The organism is Corynebacterium sp. c3Ub_189 (assembly GCF_039907195.1).
Classification (GTDB): Bacteria; Actinomycetota; Actinomycetes; order Mycobacteriales; family Mycobacteriaceae; genus Corynebacterium.
The window spans coordinates 1-18,472 of record NZ_JASBOF010000001.1 but is presented as its reverse complement, the minus strand read 5'-3'; the positions used below and the strand labels follow the sequence as shown (position 1 = coordinate 18,472).

The 18,472-nt window shown below is 58.4% G+C and carries 20 protein-coding genes; 3 read left to right on the top strand and 17 right to left on the bottom strand.

Features of this window, described 5'->3' with window-relative positions; translation table 11 throughout:
• Window positions 1-7 precede the first annotated feature (7 nt).
• Window positions 8-1,168: a 1-deoxy-D-xylulose-5-phosphate reductoisomerase gene (gene dxr, locus QKD99_RS00100; protein ID WP_347950389.1), complete on the bottom strand. Its 1,161-nt coding sequence runs from the start codon at window positions 1,166-1,168 to the stop codon at window positions 8-10.
• Window positions 1,169-1,300: 132 nt separating this feature from the next.
• Here dxr and QKD99_RS00095 point away from each other — a divergent pair, with 132 nt between their 5' ends.
• On the top strand, window positions 1,301-1,807 hold the full coding sequence (locus QKD99_RS00095) for a DUF2631 domain-containing protein (protein ID WP_284814048.1): 507 nt from the start codon (window positions 1,301-1,303) through the stop codon (window positions 1,805-1,807).
• 186 nt (window positions 1,808-1,993) lie between these two features.
• Here QKD99_RS00095 and QKD99_RS00090 read toward each other — a convergent pair whose 3' ends face one another.
• Genes QKD99_RS00090 through rlmN form a run of 3 tightly spaced genes read right to left on the bottom strand, consistent with a single transcriptional unit; the run spans window position 1,994 to window position 5,565 of the window.
• Entirely contained in the window at window positions 1,994-3,586 is a 1,593-nt protein-coding gene (locus QKD99_RS00090; protein WP_347950388.1) for a hypothetical protein, read from the bottom strand.
• Between the two features lie 5 nt (window positions 3,587-3,591).
• Entirely contained in the window at window positions 3,592-4,422 is an 831-nt protein-coding gene (locus QKD99_RS00085; RefSeq protein ID WP_250412601.1) for an ABC transporter ATP-binding protein, read from the bottom strand.
• An 18-nt stretch (window positions 4,423-4,440) separates the two neighbouring features.
• Window positions 4,441-5,565 carry a 23S rRNA (adenine(2503)-C(2))-methyltransferase RlmN gene (gene rlmN, locus QKD99_RS00080; RefSeq protein WP_005325218.1) on the bottom strand — a complete coding sequence of 375 codons (1,125 nt, stop codon included), beginning with the start codon at window positions 5,563-5,565 and terminating at the stop codon, window positions 4,441-4,443.
• An 82-nt stretch (window positions 5,566-5,647) separates the two neighbouring features.
• Here rlmN and QKD99_RS00075 point away from each other — a divergent pair, with 82 nt between their 5' ends.
• Window positions 5,648-6,055: a lipopolysaccharide assembly protein LapA domain-containing protein gene (locus QKD99_RS00075; protein WP_347950387.1), complete on the top strand. Its 408-nt coding sequence runs from the start codon at window positions 5,648-5,650 to the stop codon at window positions 6,053-6,055.
• Between the two features lie 83 nt (window positions 6,056-6,138).
• Here the strand turns inward: QKD99_RS00075 and QKD99_RS00070 are convergent, their stop codons facing one another.
• The 5 genes from QKD99_RS00070 to rpsB all read right to left on the bottom strand — a co-directional run bounded on the left by QKD99_RS00070 (window position 6,139) and on the right by rpsB (window position 10,695).
• Window positions 6,139-7,017: a phosphatidate cytidylyltransferase gene (locus QKD99_RS00070; protein WP_239277446.1), complete on the bottom strand. Its 879-nt coding sequence runs from the start codon at window positions 7,015-7,017 to the stop codon at window positions 6,139-6,141.
• 148 nt (window positions 7,018-7,165) lie between these two features.
• A complete protein-coding gene (gene frr / locus QKD99_RS00065) occupies window positions 7,166-7,723 on the bottom strand; it encodes a ribosome recycling factor (protein ID WP_284814038.1) in 558 nt (185 codons plus the stop codon).
• Window positions 7,724-7,794: 71 nt separating this feature from the next.
• The gene (gene pyrH, locus QKD99_RS00060) at window positions 7,795-8,481 is read right to left on the bottom strand and encodes a UMP kinase (RefSeq protein ID WP_239277749.1); all 687 of its coding nucleotides are present in this window, start codon (window positions 8,479-8,481) and stop codon (window positions 7,795-7,797) included.
• A gap of 266 nt (window positions 8,482-8,747) precedes the next feature.
• Window positions 8,748-9,560: a translation elongation factor Ts gene (tsf, locus tag QKD99_RS00055; RefSeq protein WP_005325225.1), complete on the bottom strand. Its 813-nt coding sequence runs from the start codon at window positions 9,558-9,560 to the stop codon at window positions 8,748-8,750.
• A 301-nt stretch (window positions 9,561-9,861) separates the two neighbouring features.
• A complete protein-coding gene (gene rpsB / locus QKD99_RS00050) occupies window positions 9,862-10,695 on the bottom strand; it encodes a 30S ribosomal protein S2 (RefSeq protein ID WP_347950386.1) in 834 nt (277 codons plus the stop codon).
• A gap of 379 nt (window positions 10,696-11,074) precedes the next feature.
• Here rpsB and QKD99_RS00045 point away from each other — a divergent pair, with 379 nt between their 5' ends.
• Window positions 11,075-11,596 carry a M23 family metallopeptidase gene (locus QKD99_RS00045; RefSeq protein ID WP_347950385.1) on the top strand — a complete coding sequence of 174 codons (522 nt, stop codon included), beginning with the start codon at window positions 11,075-11,077 and terminating at the stop codon, window positions 11,594-11,596.
• On the opposite strand, the gene QKD99_RS00040 is transcribed toward QKD99_RS00045, so the two are convergent.
• The 8 genes from QKD99_RS00040 to lepB (QKD99_RS00005) form a co-directional block, all read right to left on the bottom strand.
• Window positions 11,593-12,510 carry a tyrosine recombinase XerC gene (locus tag QKD99_RS00040; protein WP_347950384.1) on the bottom strand — a complete coding sequence of 306 codons (918 nt, stop codon included), beginning with the start codon at window positions 12,508-12,510 and terminating at the stop codon, window positions 11,593-11,595. The two genes, QKD99_RS00045 and QKD99_RS00040, sit on opposite strands and share 4 nt — an antisense overlap.
• 35 nt (window positions 12,511-12,545) lie before the next feature.
• Entirely contained in the window at window positions 12,546-13,727 is a 1,182-nt protein-coding gene (gene dprA / locus QKD99_RS00035; RefSeq protein ID WP_347950383.1) for a DNA-processing protein DprA, read from the bottom strand.
• Complete coding sequence (locus tag QKD99_RS00030) at window positions 13,724-15,286, bottom strand: YifB family Mg chelatase-like AAA ATPase (protein WP_347950382.1); 1,563 nt, start codon at window positions 15,284-15,286, stop codon at window positions 13,724-13,726. Before QKD99_RS00030 ends, dprA begins: the two co-directional genes overlap by 4 nt.
• Window positions 15,273-15,671 (bottom strand): YraN family protein, encoded by a 399-nt coding sequence (locus QKD99_RS00025; RefSeq protein WP_347950381.1) that lies wholly within the window; start codon window positions 15,669-15,671, stop codon window positions 15,273-15,275. The genes QKD99_RS00030 and QKD99_RS00025 overlap by 14 nt, the downstream gene beginning before the upstream one ends.
• A gap of 173 nt (window positions 15,672-15,844) precedes the next feature.
• On the bottom strand, window positions 15,845-16,150 hold the full coding sequence (locus QKD99_RS00020; RefSeq protein WP_005325239.1) for a DUF2469 domain-containing protein: 306 nt from the start codon (window positions 16,148-16,150) through the stop codon (window positions 15,845-15,847).
• Window positions 16,151-16,212: 62 nt separating this feature from the next.
• On the bottom strand, window positions 16,213-16,854 hold the full coding sequence (locus QKD99_RS00015) for a ribonuclease HII (RefSeq protein ID WP_347950380.1): 642 nt from the start codon (window positions 16,852-16,854) through the stop codon (window positions 16,213-16,215).
• A complete protein-coding gene (lepB, locus tag QKD99_RS00010) occupies window positions 16,841-17,578 on the bottom strand; it encodes a signal peptidase I (protein WP_347950379.1) in 738 nt (245 codons plus the stop codon). Before lepB (QKD99_RS00010) ends, QKD99_RS00015 begins: the two co-directional genes overlap by 14 nt.
• Window positions 17,556-18,359 carry a signal peptidase I gene (lepB, locus tag QKD99_RS00005; RefSeq protein WP_347950378.1) on the bottom strand — a complete coding sequence of 268 codons (804 nt, stop codon included), beginning with the start codon at window positions 18,357-18,359 and terminating at the stop codon, window positions 17,556-17,558. Before lepB (QKD99_RS00005) ends, lepB (QKD99_RS00010) begins: the two co-directional genes overlap by 23 nt.
• Between the last annotated feature and the right edge of the window lie 113 nt (window positions 18,360-18,472).

The following is an 18,472-nucleotide window of genomic DNA, read 5'->3' as shown; positions in this document are numbered from 1 at the left end:
AAGCTTTCTAGTCAGCCAGCGAATCAATCAGCGCATTCGCGCGCCTGCGCGCCTCGCCTTCCACCGCGAGGATTTCATCGAGGCTAGAGACTACACCAGCAAACTCGGATGCGGAATCAAGGATCCTGCCCACGACGTCCACGATCTCCGGGAAATGGATGCGCCCGGACAAGAACGCGGCCGCTGCCTCCTCATTAGCGGCGTTGTAGATGACCCCTGTTCCCTCAGCCGCGGCCCTGCGGGCGAGGTTGACGGCGGGAAAGGCGGCATCGTCAAGCGGCTCAAAACGCCAGTCATGCGCCTGCGCAAAGTCCAAGGCCGGCTGGGCGCCTGGTACGCGGTGCGGCCAATTCAGTGCCAGCGAAATAGGCAGTTTCATCGATGGCGGCGAGACCTGTGCGATAGTGCAGCCGTCTTTGAAGGTGGCCATGGAGTGAATGATGGACTGCGGGTGCACGGTGACGTCGATGCGCTCAGGGGCGATGTCAAAGAGGAGCGTTGCTTCAATAAGCTCCAGGCCCTTATTAATGAGGCTGGCAGAGTTGAGGGTATTCATCTGCCCCATGGACCAGGTTGGGTGCTGCGCTGCCTGCTCAGGGGTCACGTCCCACATCTCTTCGCGCGACCAACCGCGGAAGGGGCCACCAGAGGCGGTAAGGACAAGCTTATCCAGCTCCCCCTCCTCGCCGGCACGCAGGCACTGCGCCATGGCGGAATGTTCCGAGTCAACAGGGATAATCTGGCCAGGGCGCGCCTTTTGCGTAACCAGCGTGCCGCCCGCGACGAGGGATTCCTTATTGGCCAAGGCTAAGTACTCGCCCATTTCCAGTGTGGCCACGGTGGCCTTGAGCCCCAAAGAACCCACCAAGGCATTGAGTACCGTATCGGCCGGGGTCGAGCGCACTAGGTGCTCTGCAGCGTCGGCACCACTCAAAACCGAACCGCCTAGAGCGGCCGACACCTCGGCCGCGGCCTCCTCGTTGGCCACGGCAACGTGGTCAAACGAAAGGTTGAGGCTACGGGCTTGTTCGATGATGAGCTGCGGGTTAGAGCCACCCGCAGCGATTCCCACAACGTCGAATTTATCGGGATTATCCGCAATGACTTCCAGAGCCTGCGTGCCGATTGAACCGGTGGAACCAAGAATAAGTATTCGCTGAGTAGTCACGCCTCCACCCTAGCGCCCACCACCATTGGGCGGGCGCGGCAGGTACGCCACACTGCGACGGGGGTGTTTAATCGCCATCTCAGGTGCGATGTTTTAGAATGTGTAGCAGACAGATGGCATTGGTGTGCCCGCATGCCCATCGCACAGACGGACACACGCAGAAGCGAAGGAGAGCAAGTGTCTTCCCACAAGCCGGTACCGCAGGTATTTGACGGTGTTTCTACTGAGGACGTCCCATCCGCAGGATTCGGTTGGTCCCGCATCAGCCGCTCTGGCGTACAGATCGCCGGTTGGATCTCTGTCCTGTTCCTGCTTGCCTACAACTTTGGTAACCACAAGGGCCACGTTGAGACCATCTGGCTCATTGCCTTGGCTATCTTGATCGCGGTTGGCCTGCTCATCCACGCTTTCCAGCCTAAGCTGCACCAGGTTCGCACCGTGACCGCCCGCAACCAGCCGGTGGGCCACCAGGAGCCGGACTGGGTCTACGACCAGAAGACCAACACCGGCGTTTACGCCGAGCTGACCGATTCCCAGCTGCGCGCGCTCAACATTGAGCCTTCCCGCGTTTCTCACCTGCGCGTTGAGCCAGGCACCAACAACGCCACCCCGGTAACCTCCGGCAAGCACACGCTCTAAGCTTTTAGTACGCTTTAGCTACCGCCGCCCTTCCCTGCGAAGGCCGGCGGTTTCTTTATGCCTCCGCTTGGCTACGCCCCCTACTCACCAACACATCCTGTCGTTTAGGCCCCACTCCCAGCCCCCACGGACCCCATCGCGCCCCGGGGAGGGCCGCGATGGAGCTACTGTCGCGGGGCCGGAGGATTAAGACACCCAGTGCCCCACCTTGGCGTAAATCTCAGGCAAGGAGTTGTCCACGCGTTTGCCGCTTACCCGGAGGGCGACGATATAACACGCAACGGGAACCGCAATGACGAGGATACATCCCAGCGCAACCAGCGCCATATTCGAGCCGTAGCCGATGGCCATTGGAATGACGCCAGGGATAATCGGCGTCCAGCCAATAAACAAATTCAAAATGGCGCTTAAGAAGGCACTGGCCGAGTAGCCGGATTTATCTGCCCACATACTGCCACCGGGACGCGCGGTGGCAAAGGGATTAAAGGTGGAAAGCAGCAATGACAATCCTGCAGAAGAAATGAAAATTCCCAGCGCGACCACCATCAAGCACCCGGTGAGCGCTTTGTCGGCGCTCACTGCGAAAAGCACTGCCGCTGAGAGGACGAAGGTAATGGTTGTGGGTGCCAAGTGCGCCCAGTGCCGCGCGTAGAGAAACGTGCGCGGACGAACTGGGGCGGCCATCTTTACCCACAGGCTGGGACCGTCATAGCCAAAATCATTAGTGGCTACAATTCCGCCGAAAAGTCCCAGAAATAGCACTCCTATAGAAGGCATGACGGAATCAGTAGTAAAGCCCTGAATGATAAAGACGATTGCCAAAATTGGCTGCATGATGATGGTTCCGATAAGGCGGGAGTCGCGGAAAATGTAGCGCAGCGAGCGCGTAAATTCCATGGCAGCCGGCCCGCGATAGGAAAAGGTGCCCAAGGAAAAGCGACTTATCCCTTTGGCCTTTTCGCGGCGTTGGTGCGCCGGAGACAGGAGTGTGCGGCGCTCGAATTGCAAGCGCAGCAACCGGTGCCACGCCCACACGGCTGCGCCCAGTGACGCTGCGGCGATTAGGAACTGTGCAAGGGCCACCGCCAGTTGGCCTTGGGCGAGCGCGAGCGCCCAGCCTACAGGTGCGCCTACTGGCGTCCACGCCAGACCCTCGCCCACAGTTCCCAATGGGAAGTCAGAGTCAGCGAGGGAAGCAAGCCGATTCGAACCAAAGATAAGCAAGAACACCGCCAGCGCACCCAAAACTTTGAGGGTGGTCGAGCTTAGCTCCGCGACGGTAACCCCGACATAGACCGCGAGATCTACTAAGACCAGCGTCAGAACTAGGGCGAAGAGCATGCCCAGGCAGAAGGGCAAGATGAACAATGCCTTGCCATTGGCCGCCAATATCACGCTTCCCGCCACCGCGTAGGCGATGGAGAGCAGGACAGATACTGGAGCGCGCAGATTGATTACTGAAGCAATAGCTAGTGCCGGTGTGATGTCTTTTAACCGCACCGGCAACGCGGAAAGCTCACGGGCAGAAAGCTGATTCTCCCCGCTGGGTATGATGAGGGTGATAACGATAAAGGCCAGCGTGCCTACAGCAGGGGCCACGGTAAGGGCTTGCACGTTCCCAGTTCCGATGGAGATATCTGCCGCAGCAAGAGCTCCTAGCGACGCAAGGCCAATGAGACCATAGAGCAAGAGGCAGATAGGAATCATGACCGCCGCGGCATTCGCCTTGAGATTGCGCGCCCACAGTGTGCGGTGCAGCTTGAGGAGCGTCGAAGTCATGGCGCCTACGCCTCCCCTTCCCCGCGCTGCGGCTCGCCGCCTTCACGGCGCAGCCAATCGAAGGAGCCCGCATCAAAATCACTCCCACCGGCAAAGTGGATGAAGGCATCCGTCAGGCTACCGCCTTGGCGCACCTCTTCGACGTGGCCAGCAGATAGGACCTGTCCTCCCGCGATGATGGCTACATGATCGCACAAGCCCTCCACCAATTGCATGACGTGTGAAGACAGGATTACGGTGCCACCACGGGCGGCATAGGCACGCAAGAGTTCCTGAATCAGCTGGCCCGAGACTGGGTCCACCGCTTCCAAAGGCTCGTCGAGGATCACGACTTCCGGATTATGCAAAAGCGCACCTGCCAAAAGGATCTTCTTAGTCATGCCGGCGGAATAGTCCGCGATGGGTTTATCGGCGGCGTCGGCAAGCTGCAAGGCATCCAGCAGTTGTGCGCTGCGGCGCTCCACCTCGGCTTGGTTCATGCTGCGCAACGCACCTAAATAGAACAAGTACTCCGGGCCAGACAAGCGGTCAAAGACGGGAGCACCATCAATGAGCAGGCCCATCGCCGCCTTAGCCGCAATCGGTTCCTGCCACGTATTGTGCCCAGCGATAAAGGCCTCGCCGCTATCCGGGCGCAGCAGACCGCACGCCATGGTCAGCATGGTGGTTTTGCCGGCGCCATTAGGGCCGACGATGCCATAAATAGAGCCCCGCGGAATGTCGAGACTCAAATTCGACACCGCGGGGCGCCCAGCGAAAGATTTATTCAGACCGCGCACGGCAAAGGCCTGCGCGGTGGGGTCATCTGCAAGCGGCGGATAATTCGGAATAATCATATCCGCCAATCTTATCAGTTAGGCGGACTTATCTTCCCGTTCATCCGCTGCGAGCTGACCACACGCCGCCGCAATCTCATCACCCTTTGTATCGCGCACCGTGCAAGGAACACCTTGGGCCTGTACGCGGCGCACGAACTCGTCTTGGCGGTCCTGCGGAGCTGCATCCCACTCCGAGCCCGGCGTGGGGTTCAGCGGAATGACATTGACGTGAACCTTGGAGCCCAGCTTCTGATGCAGCTTGCGGCCCAGCATATCCGCGCGGAAATCCTGGTCATTCTTATCGCGAATCAGAGCATACTCAATGGACACGCGGCGAGCAGACTTATCCGCGTAATAACGCGCAGCATCGAGCACCTCATCGACGGACCAACGGTTATTGACTGGCACGAGACCATCGCGCAGCTCATCATCCGGAGTGTGCAAGGAAACGGCGAGCGTGCAGGCCAAATCCTCGTCCGCCAGCTTACGAATTGCCGGAGCCAAGCCCACCGTAGACACGGTTACGTTGCGCTGGGAAAGACCAAAACCGGCACCATCCTGGCCGGTAATCTGACGCACGGCCTGCACCACGCGCTTGTAGTTGGCCAGTGGCTCACCCATGCCCATGAAAACTACGTTGGACAGGCGGCCGCCTTCTGCAGCCATTGCAGCTGCAGCATGGCGGAACTGCTCAACAATCTCACCCGTAGACAAGTTGCGGTCGAGACCGCCCTGGCCGGTAGCGCAGAACGGGCAGGCCATACCGCAGCCGGCCTGGGAAGAAATACACAACGTAGCGCGCCCTGGGTAGCGCATCAGAACCGACTCCAGCAGCGTGCCATCATGCAAACGCCACAGGGACTTAGTGGTCTCGCCGTCATCCGTGGAAGTAGTCCGGATAGGCTGCATGAGCTCAGGGAAGAAAGCTTCCTTGACTGCTTCGCGCTTGCCGGCGGGGATATCGGTCATATCCTCTACATTGTCGGTATAGTGCTCGTAATAGTGCTTAGCCAGCTGCTTTGCGCGGAATTTAGGCAGGCCAATTTCTGCGAGCTTGTCAATACGCTCGGTTTCGGTCAGGTCCGCGAAGTGCTTAGGGGGAAGTCCGCGGCGCGGGGCGGAGAAGTTAAGTTTCACTGGTTGAGCCATAGTGTTGCCCATCTTTCCACGGTCTGCGTGGGTTTTTCCAATTGAAAGCCATGCCAAGTGGCATAATCGACAGGTTTAAAGAAATAATGGATGCATGACAAATCCGAATTACCCCGCAGATGACTTTTCTTCTTCCGACGCAGACCTCTCCTCGACGGAGATGAACACTTCTGCACCGGAGACCGGTTCCAGCCTAGAGCCAACGGTCTCTGACTCTATTTCTCACTCCACCCAGCCTTCCGGCAAGGCAAAGGGATCTTTCGCAGCCAGCACGTGGATCGCGCTCATTGTAGGTTTCCTGCTGCTGATTGTTCTCATTGTTTTCATCATGCAAAACCAGCACGAGGTTCCCATGAACTTCCTAGGCTGGTCCGGTGAGTTCCCTGCCGGAATTGCTTTCCTCATCTTCGCCATTGGCGGAGCACTCATCATGGCACTGGTGGGTGGCTGGCGTATGTTTGAGTTGCGCCGCCAACTTCGCAAGCAGGCTCAGCAGGTATAGGTCTTAAAAGCCGCCTCTCCCCCCTGTCCTGCCTACCTAGGAAGGACTATTGGGGAGAGGCGGCTTTTGCGTACCCGCTGTTCCTATGGTGTGAACGTTGCCAGGAAGCTAATGGCCACCCAGGTAACCATGGCGGAAGGCAGCATGCCATCCAGGCGGTCCATCAGTCCACCATGGCCTGGCAGCAAGGCCGACATATCCTTGATTCCGAGTTCACGCTTAAACTGTGATTCCACTAAGTCGCCCAAGGTGGCACAAATGACAAGGCCAAGCCCCATTAGGCCGCCCACCCAGGCATCGTGATGGAGCAGGAACTTCACGGTAAGCGCGCCGGTGACCATGCCAAAAAGGATGGACCCGGCAAAGCCCTCCCACGATTTCTTGGGGCTTACTGCAGGGGCCATGGGATGCGAGCCAAACATCACGCCAGCGATATAGCCACCAGTATCGGAGGCCACCACGCACAACATGAAGACGACGATGGAAGCGGCACCACTGGCAAACGGGGTCGATACCAGCGACAGCATTGCTGCGAAGGTGGCAAAAAGCGGAATCCACGTTAGGACAAAAATGCCGACGGACATATCACGCAGGTAGTTAATGGGTGGGCGATGGCGACCATTATGGAAGAGGCGCCCAAACATAAGCGCCAGTACAGCGGTGACATAGACCGCCACGAGGCCGGGCGCGCCCAGTGGCCACGAGATCCACACCATGGCTTGGCCCAAAATAATGAGCAGTGTGCGCGGAATATAGTAGGAATGCTCCCGCAGGCGGCTGAGCACCTCCCACATGGCAACGCCAACTGCAAGGGCCACGACCGCGTACCACGCGAGTGGTCCAGCCCATACGGCGAGCACGACAAGTGCGCCGAGGCCTACGCCAACGCCGATAGCAGCCGGCAAATCGCGGCCTGCACCATTCTTCGGCTGAGGCAATCGGCGGTTAATGGCGTCACTCACCGTGACCGGCTCCTTTCACTGCTTCTTTCGCGCCCCTCGCTGACTTCTACTGCTCGACCTCCCCTACTCCTAACTTCGGAGCTGTAGGCCGCGGAACAGAAAAAGCGCCGCCGGCCGGGGACGGGCACGGCGGCAATGACGGGAGGTCTTAGACCTCCATCAGCTCGTTTTCCTTATTATCTACCAGCTTGTCCACCTGCTCGATGTAGCCGGAAGTAATCTTTTCCATTTCCTTTTCCGCTGCGATGACCTCGTCCTCGCCGGCGTCGCCGTCCTTCTGCAGCTTCTTCAACTGCTCCATGGCCTTGCGGCGAATATTACGGATAGCAATCTTGCCGTCCTCGCCCTTGCTCTTGGCCAGCTTCACCATTTCCTTACGACGCTCCTCCGTCAGCTGCGGAACGGTCACGCGCAGAACCTGACCATCGTTGGTGGGATTCACGCCCAAATCCGAGTTGCGGATGGAGTTTTCAATCTCATGAATCATGGACTGCTCATAAGGCTTGATGAGCAGCATGCGCGGCTCCGGTACGGAAATGGTAGCCATCTGGGTAATTGGGGTAGGTACACCGTAGTATTCGGCTACCAAGCCGTTGAACATGGTGGGGTTCGCGCGGCCGGTACGAATGGTCACCAGCTGCTCGCGGGTGTGCTCGACGGAAGCGGTCATGTGCTCTTCTGCTTCGAGCTGAATCTCATCGATCATGAGGTTAAATCATCCTTAAACGAATAGGGGTGGCTGTATAAAAAGGTAGCAGGTTCGCAGCCCTTACAGTATTAGGACTGCACCAGCGTGCCGATAACTTCGCCTCCTGCGGCACGGGCGATATTGCCCTCCTCCAGCAGGTTAAAGACCAAAATTGGCATATCATTGTCCATGCACAGGCTAAACGCCGTAGCATCTGCAACCTTAAGGCCCTTTTCAATGACCTCACGCGGAGTGATTTCAGAGTACAGTTCCGCATCCGGGTTGGTACGTGGGTCATCGGAGTAGACGCCGTCGACTGCCTTGGCCAAGAAAAGAACCTCGGCGCCAATTTCCAGGGCACGCTGCGCGGCAGTGGTATCCGTGGAGAAGTACGGCATGCCCATGCCGGCGCCAAAGATAACCACGCGACCCTTTTCAAGGTGACGCTCAGCGCGCAGCGGCAGGTACGGCTCGGCAATCTGCGCCATGTTGATGGATGTCTGCACGCGGCAATCCACGCCTTGCTGCTTGAGGAAGTCCTGTAGTGCGAGGGAATTCATTACCGTGCCCAGCATGCCCATGTAGTCCGAGCGAGCACGATCCATGCCGCGCTGGGAGAGCTCTGCGCCGCGGAAGAAGTTTCCGCCACCGATAACCACTGCAATCTCGATTCCCTGACGGGAAACCTCGGCGATCTGGCGGGCTACGTTTTCAACCACATCTGGGTCGATGCCGACCTTGCCGCCGCCGAACATCTCACCGCCCAGCTTCAGCATTACTCGCTTGTATCCGGTTCGCTTAATATCTGCAGCAGTCACGCCTACTTCGTCTCCTTAACGCGGGGCAGTTTCAATCTCCGCCCTATCTTACCCATATATCTTTCGCTTCCTCACACCGCCCGCCGGTGCAGGCCAGTAGGCAATTGCTACGTGCCGGCCCCTCTCCTGCGGATAGACAATCCTCACTAGTCGGCACGATGAGCGCACAACAAAGCCCACGAAGGATAGTCCTTCGTGGGCTAGTCGTTAAAGCGGGGGTGGGCTTAAGCGCCAACCTCATAGCGAACGAAGCCGGTGATGGTGGTGCCAGCTTCTTCAGCAACCTGCTTTACGGTCTTCTTGTTATCAGACAGGGAAGCCTGCTCCAACAGAACGATGGACTTGAAGAAGCCGTTCAGGCGGCCTTCCACGATCTTCGGCAGGGCTGCCTCTGGCTTGCCCTCCTCACGAGTGGTGGCCTCAGCGATCTCGCGCTCCTTTTCAACGATCTCTGCAGGAACGTCCTCGCGGGTGAGGTACTCAGCGTTCATTGCAGCAATCTGCAGGGCTGCAGCGTGAGCGCCTTCCTCGCTACCCTCGTAGGAGACCAGAACGCCCACTGCCGGCGGCAGGTCAGCGGAACGCTGGTGCAGGTAAACGGCAACGTTGTCACCCTCTACGGTAACTGCACGGCGTGCCTGCAGCTTCTCACCGGTCTTTGCGGACTCCTCGTCCACGACCTCGGAGACCTTCTTGCCGTCGATCTCAATGTTGTTGAGCTCGTCAGCGGAGTTGGCCTTGGCCTCAGCAGCAGCGTCAGCAATCTTGGCTGCGAAAGTCTTGAAAGCCTCGTTCTTAGCAACGAAGTCGGTCTCACAGTTGATCTCGACCATGGTGTTGCCAGAAACGGCGATGAGGCCCTCGGTAGCCTCACGGTCAGCGCGCTTGGAGACGTTCTTAGCGCCCTTGATGCGCAGGTACTCAACAGCCTTGTCGTAGTCGCCGTTGGACTCTTCCAGAGCCTTCTTGCAATCGAGCATGCCGGAGCCGGTAGCTTCGCGCAGTGCCTTGACGTCTGCAGCAGTGTAGTTCGCCATAGTTGGGGCGATCCTCCTTGAAAATCAAACAGTGTTCGTTCAAACAGCGTAGTCGACGCGGTGAAATCGCGCCGCTTTAGGGTGGCAGAAACCACCCCTTTCCCACCTATGCATGAAAGTGGAGCTGGTTTCAGCAGCACCCAGCATAGATAAAACCAACCCCCGCCGCCGTTAAAGCACGGTGGCGGGGGTTGGTAAACAGCCTTGGGCAGGAATTACTCCCCTTGCTGCCCCACACCAAAAGTGCGTGGGGTATTCAGTTAAACGCAGGTGAGGAAATTTCCTAGCGAGAAGTTTAAGACTACTTCTCGGCCTTGTCTGCGGATGCTTCCTCAGACTTTTCCGCGGAAGCCGGGTCGGAAGCTGCGGCAGCTGCCTCAGCGTCACGCTTTTCCTTCTCAGCGGAGTCGCCGACAGCTTCCTTAGCTGCAGCCAGCTGACGCTCCTCACGAGCCTTCTTGCCTTCCTCAACAGCGGAGGCAACGATGCCGGAGAGCAGCTTGGTGGAGCGGATGGCGTCGTCGTTGCCCGGGATCGGGAAGTCAACGTCGTCCGGGTCGCAGTTGGTGTCCAGGATGGCAACAACTGGGATGTTCAGCTTGTGAGCTTCCTTGACCGCAATGTGCTCCTTGTTGGTATCAACAATCCACAGTGCGGACGGGGTCTTGGCCATATCGGAGATGCCACCCAGAACGCGCTCGAGCTTGGCGCGCTCACGGTTGAGCATGAGAACTTCCTTCTTGGTGCGGCCCTTGTAGCCGTCCTCACGCTCGTCCATTGCCTGAAGCTCCTTCATGCGCTTCAGACGCTTGGAAACGGTCTGGAAGTTGGTGAGCATGCCGCCCAACCAGCGGTGGTTGACGTAAGGCATACCGACGCGGGTTGCTTCCTCAGCAACTGCTTCCTGAGCCTGCTTCTTGGTACCAACGAACAGGATGGTGCCGCCGTGTGCAACGGTTTCCTTGACGAACTCGTAAGCCTCGTCAATGTAGGTCAGCGTCTGCTGCAGGTCGATGATGTAGATGCCGTTACGGTCGGTGAAGATGAAACGACGCATCTTCGGATTCCAGCGACGGGTCTGGTGGCCAAAGTGCACACCAGCGTCGAGGAGCTCGCGCATGGTTACAACTGCCATGATTCGCTCGCTTTCTTTTATCTTGTCTTTCGGTTTTCCAATTGTGCGGTGTTTTATTCCGCACCCTAGCAACGAAGGCCCCGCTGACACCTTGTTTCCAAGGACCACGTCAACCGTCAGGCTGTCTCTTCCTTCCAGCAGGAAGCGACGACTTCGCCGCGCGTAGTCAATGCCTCCACGAGGTGGACACACTGCTGCCACAAAGAATAATCCCCTTACGCTGGTTTTTCCAAACCGAAGTCAGCTTATCCACAACTTCGTCGCAGCCACTTTGTCTCAATCGTCACAACCGACTCAAGCACATCATGCAACCCAAGTTGTCCACAGCTAAAGGAGAACTAACTTCCCTAACCGCTTGCCTCCGGCGGACACTGTGCCCATGAATCAGTTCCTTTCCTCCTCCACATTTCCCGCTTGCCGACGCCCCACCTTCCTCCCCACCGCTTTCCTCACCCTTCTTTCGCTACTTATTTTGTGTTGCCCACCGGCCTGGGCCTATGTCGACCCTGCCTCCGGCAAACCTAGCCCGGCGCGGGTGTTGCGTGGATTCGATGCCCCAGAACAAAAGTGGAGCCCTGGCCACCGCGGCGTCGACATGGCTTTATCCGTAGGCTCGCCGGTGGTAGCCGCCGAAGACGGCGAAGTCGCTTTTGTGGGCACGGTGGCCGGCAAACCAGTTGTCTCCATTGCTCACGCGGATGGAGTGAGAACGACGTATCAGCCCGTGCACGGCTCCGTAAAGCAGGGCCAAAAACTCCGCGAAGGCCAAGTGATTGGCCGTTTAGGCAATCCCGTTGATGGCTATCCCGGACTGCACTGGGGCGCACTTATTGCTAAAGATACCTACATAGACCCTTTAACCCTGCTGGATATGCCGGTAATTCGCCTCAAACCGCTTTAGGCTCGGGGATGGGCTTGGTCGTACACGCGCTGCAAGCGCTGCGCGGACACGTGGGTATAAATCTGCGTGGTATTGAGCGAGGAGTGCCCCAGCAGTTCTTGCACTACGCGCAAATCTGCCCCACCTTCCAATAGGTGGGTTGCGGCAGAGTGGCGCACCCCGTGCGGGGTAAGCCCCTGTGTACCAGTGACTTTGGCGGCCTTTTCCACAATGCGGCGCACCTGGCGTTGATCGATGCGCCCTCCCCTGCTGCCGACAAAAACCGCTTCAGTTTCAGCCGTGGCGATTTCTCCACGGCCTTTGTCAATCCACTGCTTTAAGGCGTCTTCCGCTGCGTGCCCGAAAGGCACTACGCGCTGCTTATTGCCTTTACCGGTAACGTGCAAGGTACCGCGTTGAAAATCAATATCGCCTAGGTCCAGCCGGACCAACTCCGCCACGCGCATACCGGAGGCATAGAGCAACTCCAGGATGGCGCTATCGCGAAGGAAGTGGACTTCATCTGCAGAAACCGCATTGCCCATAAGCTCGCCGGCCTGCTCCGGAGCGAGAACCGTTGGAAGGTGACGCCCCACTTTGGGCGTCACTAGGCGGGCAGCAACGTCTCGCTTCAGGTGCCCTTCGCGCACTGCCCAAGTAGAAAAACCCTTCGCTGCCGCGGTGCGCCGTGCCAGGGTGGAACGCGACTTTCCTTCCGCAACAGCCTCTGCCAACCATTGGCGCAGGCTATTGAGGTCAAACTCCGCGAAGGTAGGCACGCTGCGTGCAAGGTCGCGCAAGTCGGAGCGATATCCGCGCACTGTCGCTTCTGCGCGGCCTTTGACATGTAGTTGGAAATCCGCAAAGTCCTCAATAGCCTCAGCCATCTGCCCCTCAACTTTCGGAGCCTTCGCGGACTTTCCATCTTCACTCATGCCACAGGAGTGTACTCGCCATACGCAGGTGCCATTTATTCCGTTTCCCGGCGCGCCCAGGTATTGCCATGCCGGACGACAACGCGCATCTTTTCCAGTGCCAGTAGTAAGTGAACTGTCAGCGGTAATCGGAATCCTGCTTCGCGGGCAATGTCTTCTGCCGTTGCTTTCTCCTGTCCTAGCGGTGGCGTCGCGTCAAAGACGCGCAACTCATTGCGGGAGAGGCGTTGGGTCATGGTTGCCGCAAAATTGATTTCGTACTGTGCGCCTGGGTCTACTTCCCCGGCGCGACTTACTAAGGCGCGAATTTCATCAGCACTGGTAACCAACTGTGCGCGGCCTTCTTGAATGCGCTGGTGGCAGCCCAACGAACCGCTAGTAGTTATCGGCCCCGGCACCGCCATCGCAACTCGCCCAAGCGCTTCTGCCCAGTTGAGGGTGTTCAACGCGCCAGATCGAAATGCCGCCTCCATAACTACGGTACCGTGACTCAATGCTGCCACTAAGCGATTGCGCGTTAAGAACCGGTGGCGCTTCGGCGCGGTTTCCGGCGCGAATTCAGAGATGATGCAACCATTGTCCGCAATCTTGGCGAATAAGTTGGCATTGCGGGCTGGGTAGTCCCTATCGATGCCACACGCTGCTATGGCTACCGTGCGCCCGTTGTTGTGCAACGCTGTTTCGTGCGCGACAGTATCCACTCCCAGCGCGCCGCCGGATATTGGAGTCCATTCATGCTGAACCAATCCGGACACGACGTTGTGGGTGGCCTGCCAGCCATAGCGAGAAATGGCACGAGTACCGACGATGGCCACAGCTTGAGCAACCTCTGCCTGCAACGGTGCACCGCGCACCCACAGGCTATGTGGTGGCAATGCTTGGTCATCAAAAGTAGCTGGGGCCTCCCCGCCGTGCTGATAGAAGCCGAATGCAGAGTCAAACTCCTCTGTGGGCCACTCTGAGCTTTCTGCCGTAATGAGCCGAGCCCCGACCCTTTCGGCTGCCGCCATATCTTCGGCCTGCCGCAACCAGTCATAGCGGGAGGCCGTGCGCGCCAAAAGCGGGCCAATCCAGTCGGCGCGATTGTAGATTCCGTGGGCGATTTCCTCAGCTGGGTATTGCGTAAGCAGGGCCTGTAAAGCAGCAGAGGGGCCTTCCACCACTCGATTGAGGTATACCCAGGTCGCATACGAAGAAGAGAGATCAAGGTCGCTCATGCTGCGAGCCTCCCGACGTTTATTGAGCCGCGCAGATCGAGCGCGCGCCCCACTTCGTCCAGGTCCGGCTGTGCCTTTCCTGCTAGATCGGCCAGAGTCCAAGAGAGTTTCAATACGCGGTCCACTCCGCGCTGGGATATTTCACCTTCAGCCAAGTAGGCAGACAACATGACCATCGCAGCCTCTGCAGCGGGTCTCTTTCGGCGCAAATAGGACGAAGGAACTTCCCCATTGGTGCGTGCGGTGATGCCATCCGCCCACCAGCGTGCGGCGGCGCGCTCACGGGCAGCGGCGACGCGCTCGGCGATGACTGCGGATTCCTCTTCACCGTCCGCGTTAATTGTTGCCGCCTGCCCGCTTAAGGTGACCACCATATCCAGACGGTCTCGCAACGGTCCGGAGAGATTGGAGAGGTAGTTCATTCGTTCATGGGGGTTGCATCTGCACTTAGACGGGTCTTCGGCCGCACACCTGCACGGGTTTGCCGCCATGACCAATTGGAAGCGAGCAGGATAGGTAACCTCGCGGCGCGAGCGCGCCAACCGCACGTGTCCTTCCTCCAGCGGTGCACGCAGACCATCGAGTACCGGCGCGGCTACCTCACTGGCCTCGTCGAGAAAGAGCACACCATTGTGAGCCAAACTCACCGCACCAGGGCGCGGATGTCCGGAACCGCCGCCAAGTAATGCCGCCCGAGTAACTGAGGCATGCGGGGCGATGAACGGGGCGCGCTCGATGACCTCACCTGGGGTTCCGGTCAGCGAATGAATTGCGGTGGTTTCGACCTGCTGGTCCGGGGTAAGTGTAGGCAGGATGGTGGGCAGGCGTGAGGCGATCATGGACTTTCCTGATCCTGGCGGCCCAATCATCATCAAGTGATGGCCACCGGCTGCAGCAACCTCGGCAGCCCATTTGGCATTAGCTTGGCCAGCGATATCGCTAAAGTCGAGTCGCGACGCCGCCGCAGGCGCGGGGCTGAGCGACCCCGAAAAGCTCGCCGCCTGCGGCAGCCCACGGTTTCCGCAGGCCCATCCGAAAGCTTCCTTCAAAGACGAAGCAACCAGTACGTCCATGTCCGGCACCAATGTCGCCTCGGCGGCATTGCCAGGCGGAACAAGGAGAGTTGTTATTCCTTGTTCCCGTGCGGCAAGGAGGGCAGGGATGATGCCTGCTACAGGCCGAACGGAGCCGTCGAGGCCGAGCTCGCCTAGGACCAAGGTGCGCTGGAGACGTTGGGCGGGCGAGGGAGTACTGCCATAAGACGGGAAATCGGCCTCCGCCTGGGCCGCCAGAATCGCAAGCGCTATGGGTAGGTCAAAGTGGGACCCGGATTTGGGAAGCGACGCCGGGGACATGGAGACAACCACTTTCGTCTTGGGCCAGGGCAGATGGGAGTTAAAGGCTGCGGTCTTGATTCGGTCCCGAGATTCGGAAATTGCGGTATCCGTCTGGCCTACAACGTGAATGCCCGGCAGTCCGTGACCGACGTTCGCTTCCACGTCAACCAACTGGGCTAAGACTCCGTTGAGAGACATGGTCAAACAATTACCTAGAGCCATCTTCAACCCCTTTGAAGTGTTCGAGCGCAAACCCCTGCCCGCACGCGACCAAGGCAATGACGTCGAACCGCACCTCAGCCAGTGGCTTTCCATCAAGCCACTGTGCCGCGGCTTTACGCAGTCGCGCGAGCTTCTGCGGGGTTACGGCCTCAGCTACCCCGTAGCGGGAATTGGCGCGGGTCTTAACCTCAACAAAGACGATGGTTCCATCCGCCTCCCGGGCGATGAGGTCGATTTCTCCCACCCGATAAGTGACGTTGGCAGCAATTATTTCTGCCCCGCGTTCGCGCAGATAGCGCGCTGCGAAGGCCTCTCCCCTCTTTCCTAAGACTTGTTTATGACGGGGCTTCTTCGTGGCCAAGCGGTGTTCTGAACTAATGTGCATTGCGGTTTATCCTTGTGCGTCGAGAGAATCATTGACTAGCACAGGACACCGCAGGTGAAAGGGCCTACACAAGGGACACAAAAGCAAAAAAGACCCTAGCTGTGGATAACTACGCTCTGCAGCGCTGTTATCCACAGCTAGGGTGCGGCACGTTGTGCGCCAGCTTGACAAAGTTATTCCGGCATCATGAATTCCGGCTTATCCAGCTCCTCGATATTGACATCCTTGTATGTAATAACGCGGACATAGCGCACAAAGCGCGCGGAGCGGTACATATCCCATACCCAGGCATCCGACATGCGCACCTCGTAGTAGACATCAGGCCCAGAGGTATGCGGAATAAGCTCTACCGCATTGGCCAGATAAAAGCGCCGCTCAGTTTCAACGACATAGGAAAACTGGCTGACAACGTCCCGGTACTCACGGTAGAGGGATAGCTCTACCTCAGCCTCGTAGTTATCGAGTTCCTCTGCACTCACGGTGGACCTCCAGGTTGTGGGTTAGCTCGCTTAAGCTTAGCGCGAGAAAGGCTAGATTTTAGCTAGGCACGCGCGGCAAACTCCGCATGAGCGCGGCGGACATTCTCATAGCTCATCCGGTGCTCCGGACACGCTCCAAGCACCGCAATTGCGGCCTCGTGCGCCTTGGTTCCGTACCCCTTATGGCTGGCCAACCCGTAGCCGGGGTACCGCGCATCCAATTGGTGCATCAGGTGGTCGCGGCTGACTTTGGCCAATACACTCGCCGCGGCGATACACCGTGCGGCCGCATCGCCGCCAATAATGGGCAGGTGGGGTTGGGTGAGACCGGGGATAAAGAGGGCGTCGGTAAGCACATAGCCCGGACGTGCTTCCAGGCGGGCAACTGCCCTGCGCATGCCGGAAATATTGGCGTGTTGGATGCCGCGCTTATCGATGTCCCCCGCACCAATATGCACCACAGACCAGTCCACAGCCTTGTCTTTAATGAGTGGAAAAAGCTTCTCGCGCTGTTTGGGGGTGAGCTTCTTGGAGTCAGTAAGTTCCGATAATTCCTTGATCGGCCGATCAGGCATCACACAGGCCGCGATGGTGATTGGTCCACAGCAGGCACCGCGCCCTGCCTCATCTACGCCAGCTACCGGACCTAAACCGGCCTTGCTCAATGCGACCTCGTAGGTGCGTCGCTGTTTAAGCCGCCGCATGCGAAATTTCCGGGTGCTCCACCCCACCCCAACGCGAAAGCGGCAAAATGACGGCCTCGACGCGCCCGCGGACATTGTCCACCGGCACGGTGCCCTGCAGATGGTCACCCAAGTGCGCACGGGAATCGAGGGAGTTGGTGCGATTATCACCCATCACCCAGAGGCTTCCTTCTGGGACGGTGACTGGGCCAAAATACTCACCGCCGCACTCTTGCGAGCCCACACTGGGATCTACGGGAATCTCCGGCGGATCGAGGACGAAGGATTGGTCAATGGGCTTTCCGTTCACCATGACAGCAGGATCACCAGCCTGACAACTCACCGTCTGCCCGCTGGTAGCAATGACGCGCTTTACCAGGATATTCTCCCCATTAGGAAGCAGCCCTACGGCCGCCAAAGCGTTCTGCGCGCCGCGCACAAAAATATTGTGCGAGCGATTGACCTCAAACTCGTTATTCCATGAGTCGGGCCCTTCAAAAACCACAACCTCCCCAGGCTTGGGGTCCGTGAAGTAGTAGCTGACCTTTTGCACGGCAATGCGATCATTTTTGCAGCCGGGACACCCGTGCAGGGTCGGCTCCATCGAAGCAGAAGGAATGACATACATCCGCCCCACCAGCGCCTGCAGGAGCACCAGCAGGACAAAGCCTGCCACCACGGGGATAAGAAAATCCCGGGTGCGCAGGCGTTGGGAGGAAGGCTTATTCCTGAATGTCCGGGTCATCAACCCCACCTATGCGGGTAAACGGCCAGAATACGAATTTCACCTTGCCGCGGACGTTTTCTACTGGAACCGTGCCATGGAACTTATCGGTCATGTGGTAGCGAGAATCGGCCGAAGCAGTACGGTTATCGCCCATCACCCAGATATTGTCCTCCGGTACCTCGACGGGACCAAAGTACGGACCACCGCAGGCCTCCGAGCCGGTCGATTCATCTACCGGGTACGTTGGCGGGTCTTGCACGTAGTCTTGCTCGATGGGCTTGCCATCTACCATGACTGCAGGATCGCCCTCTTGGCAGGACACCGTCTGTCCGCCGGTAGCAACCACACGCTTGACCAGAGTATTTTCGTCTGGCGGTGCCAAGGATACGAAGCTCAACGCATCCTGCACGCCATGAATGATCGGATTGGACGAGCGTGGTGAGACGTAGCTGGAATTCCAGTCCTCGGTGCCCTTGAATACAACCACATCGCCCGGTTCTGGCTCGCCGTCACCGTAGTAAGAGATCTTTTCCGTAAAGATACGGTCATTTGTGCAGCCCTCGCAGCCGTGGAGGGTCGGCTCCATTGAACCCGATGGGATCACATACTGCCGGCCGATAAAGTTCTGGAATAGTCCAACGATCACGAGAACCGTCGCCACTACCAGAAGGGTTTCCAGCAGCCACGGCATATCTTTCTTCTTAGTCGCCTCTTTGCCTTGCTGGGTGACCTTGCCCTGTACTGGGTGGGCCCCCTCGCCTTCTGGCGGCTGTTCCTGCGAGATGCTGTCTTTATTCACGCGCTAGATCCTAGCAACCCCACGCCCGATGTCCGGTCTTATCCCCCTCGCGGCAGGGGGATTCACAGCCAACTTTTCGCTTGCCCCCTTCCCCCTCGGCATAGGGATGAAGG

Excerpts from the sequence above, each read along its gene's own strand:
- QKD99_RS00095 (WP_284814048.1), top strand. The coding sequence starts at position 1,301 with ATGCCCATCGCACAGACGGACACACGCAGAAGCGAAGGAGAGCAAGTG.
- QKD99_RS00090 (WP_347950388.1), bottom strand. The coding sequence starts at position 3,586 with ATGACTTCGACGCTCCTCAAGCTGCACCGCACACTGTGGGCGCGCAAT.
- QKD99_RS00085 (WP_250412601.1), bottom strand. The coding sequence starts at position 4,422 with ATGATTATTCCGAATTATCCGCCGCTTGCAGATGACCCCACCGCGCAG.
- rlmN (WP_005325218.1), bottom strand. The coding sequence starts at position 5,565 with ATGGGCAACACTATGGCTCAACCAGTGAAACTTAACTTCTCCGCCCCG.
- QKD99_RS00075 (WP_347950387.1), top strand. The coding sequence starts at position 5,648 with ATGACAAATCCGAATTACCCCGCAGATGACTTTTCTTCTTCCGACGCA.
- frr (WP_284814038.1), bottom strand. The coding sequence starts at position 7,723 with ATGATCGATGAGATTCAGCTCGAAGCAGAAGAGCACATGACCGCTTCC.
- pyrH (WP_239277749.1), bottom strand. The coding sequence starts at position 8,481 with ATGCTGAAGCTGGGCGGTGAGATGTTCGGCGGCGGCAAGGTCGGCATC.
- tsf (WP_005325225.1), bottom strand. The coding sequence starts at position 9,560 with ATGGCGAACTACACTGCTGCAGACGTCAAGGCACTGCGCGAAGCTACC.
- rpsB (WP_347950386.1), bottom strand. The coding sequence starts at position 10,695 with ATGGCAGTTGTAACCATGCGCGAGCTCCTCGACGCTGGTGTGCACTTT.
- QKD99_RS00045 (WP_347950385.1), top strand. The coding sequence starts at position 11,075 with ATGAATCAGTTCCTTTCCTCCTCCACATTTCCCGCTTGCCGACGCCCC.
- QKD99_RS00040 (WP_347950384.1), bottom strand. The coding sequence starts at position 12,510 with ATGAGTGAAGATGGAAAGTCCGCGAAGGCTCCGAAAGTTGAGGGGCAG.
- dprA (WP_347950383.1), bottom strand. The coding sequence starts at position 13,727 with ATGAGCGACCTTGATCTCTCTTCTTCGTATGCGACCTGGGTATACCTC.
- QKD99_RS00030 (WP_347950382.1), bottom strand. The coding sequence starts at position 15,286 with ATGGCTCTAGGTAATTGTTTGACCATGTCTCTCAACGGAGTCTTAGCC.
- QKD99_RS00025 (WP_347950381.1), bottom strand. The coding sequence starts at position 15,671 with ATGCACATTAGTTCAGAACACCGCTTGGCCACGAAGAAGCCCCGTCAT.
- QKD99_RS00015 (WP_347950380.1), bottom strand. The coding sequence starts at position 16,854 with ATGCGGCGGCTTAAACAGCGACGCACCTACGAGGTCGCATTGAGCAAG.
- lepB (WP_347950379.1), bottom strand. The coding sequence starts at position 17,578 with ATGACCCGGACATTCAGGAATAAGCCTTCCTCCCAACGCCTGCGCACC.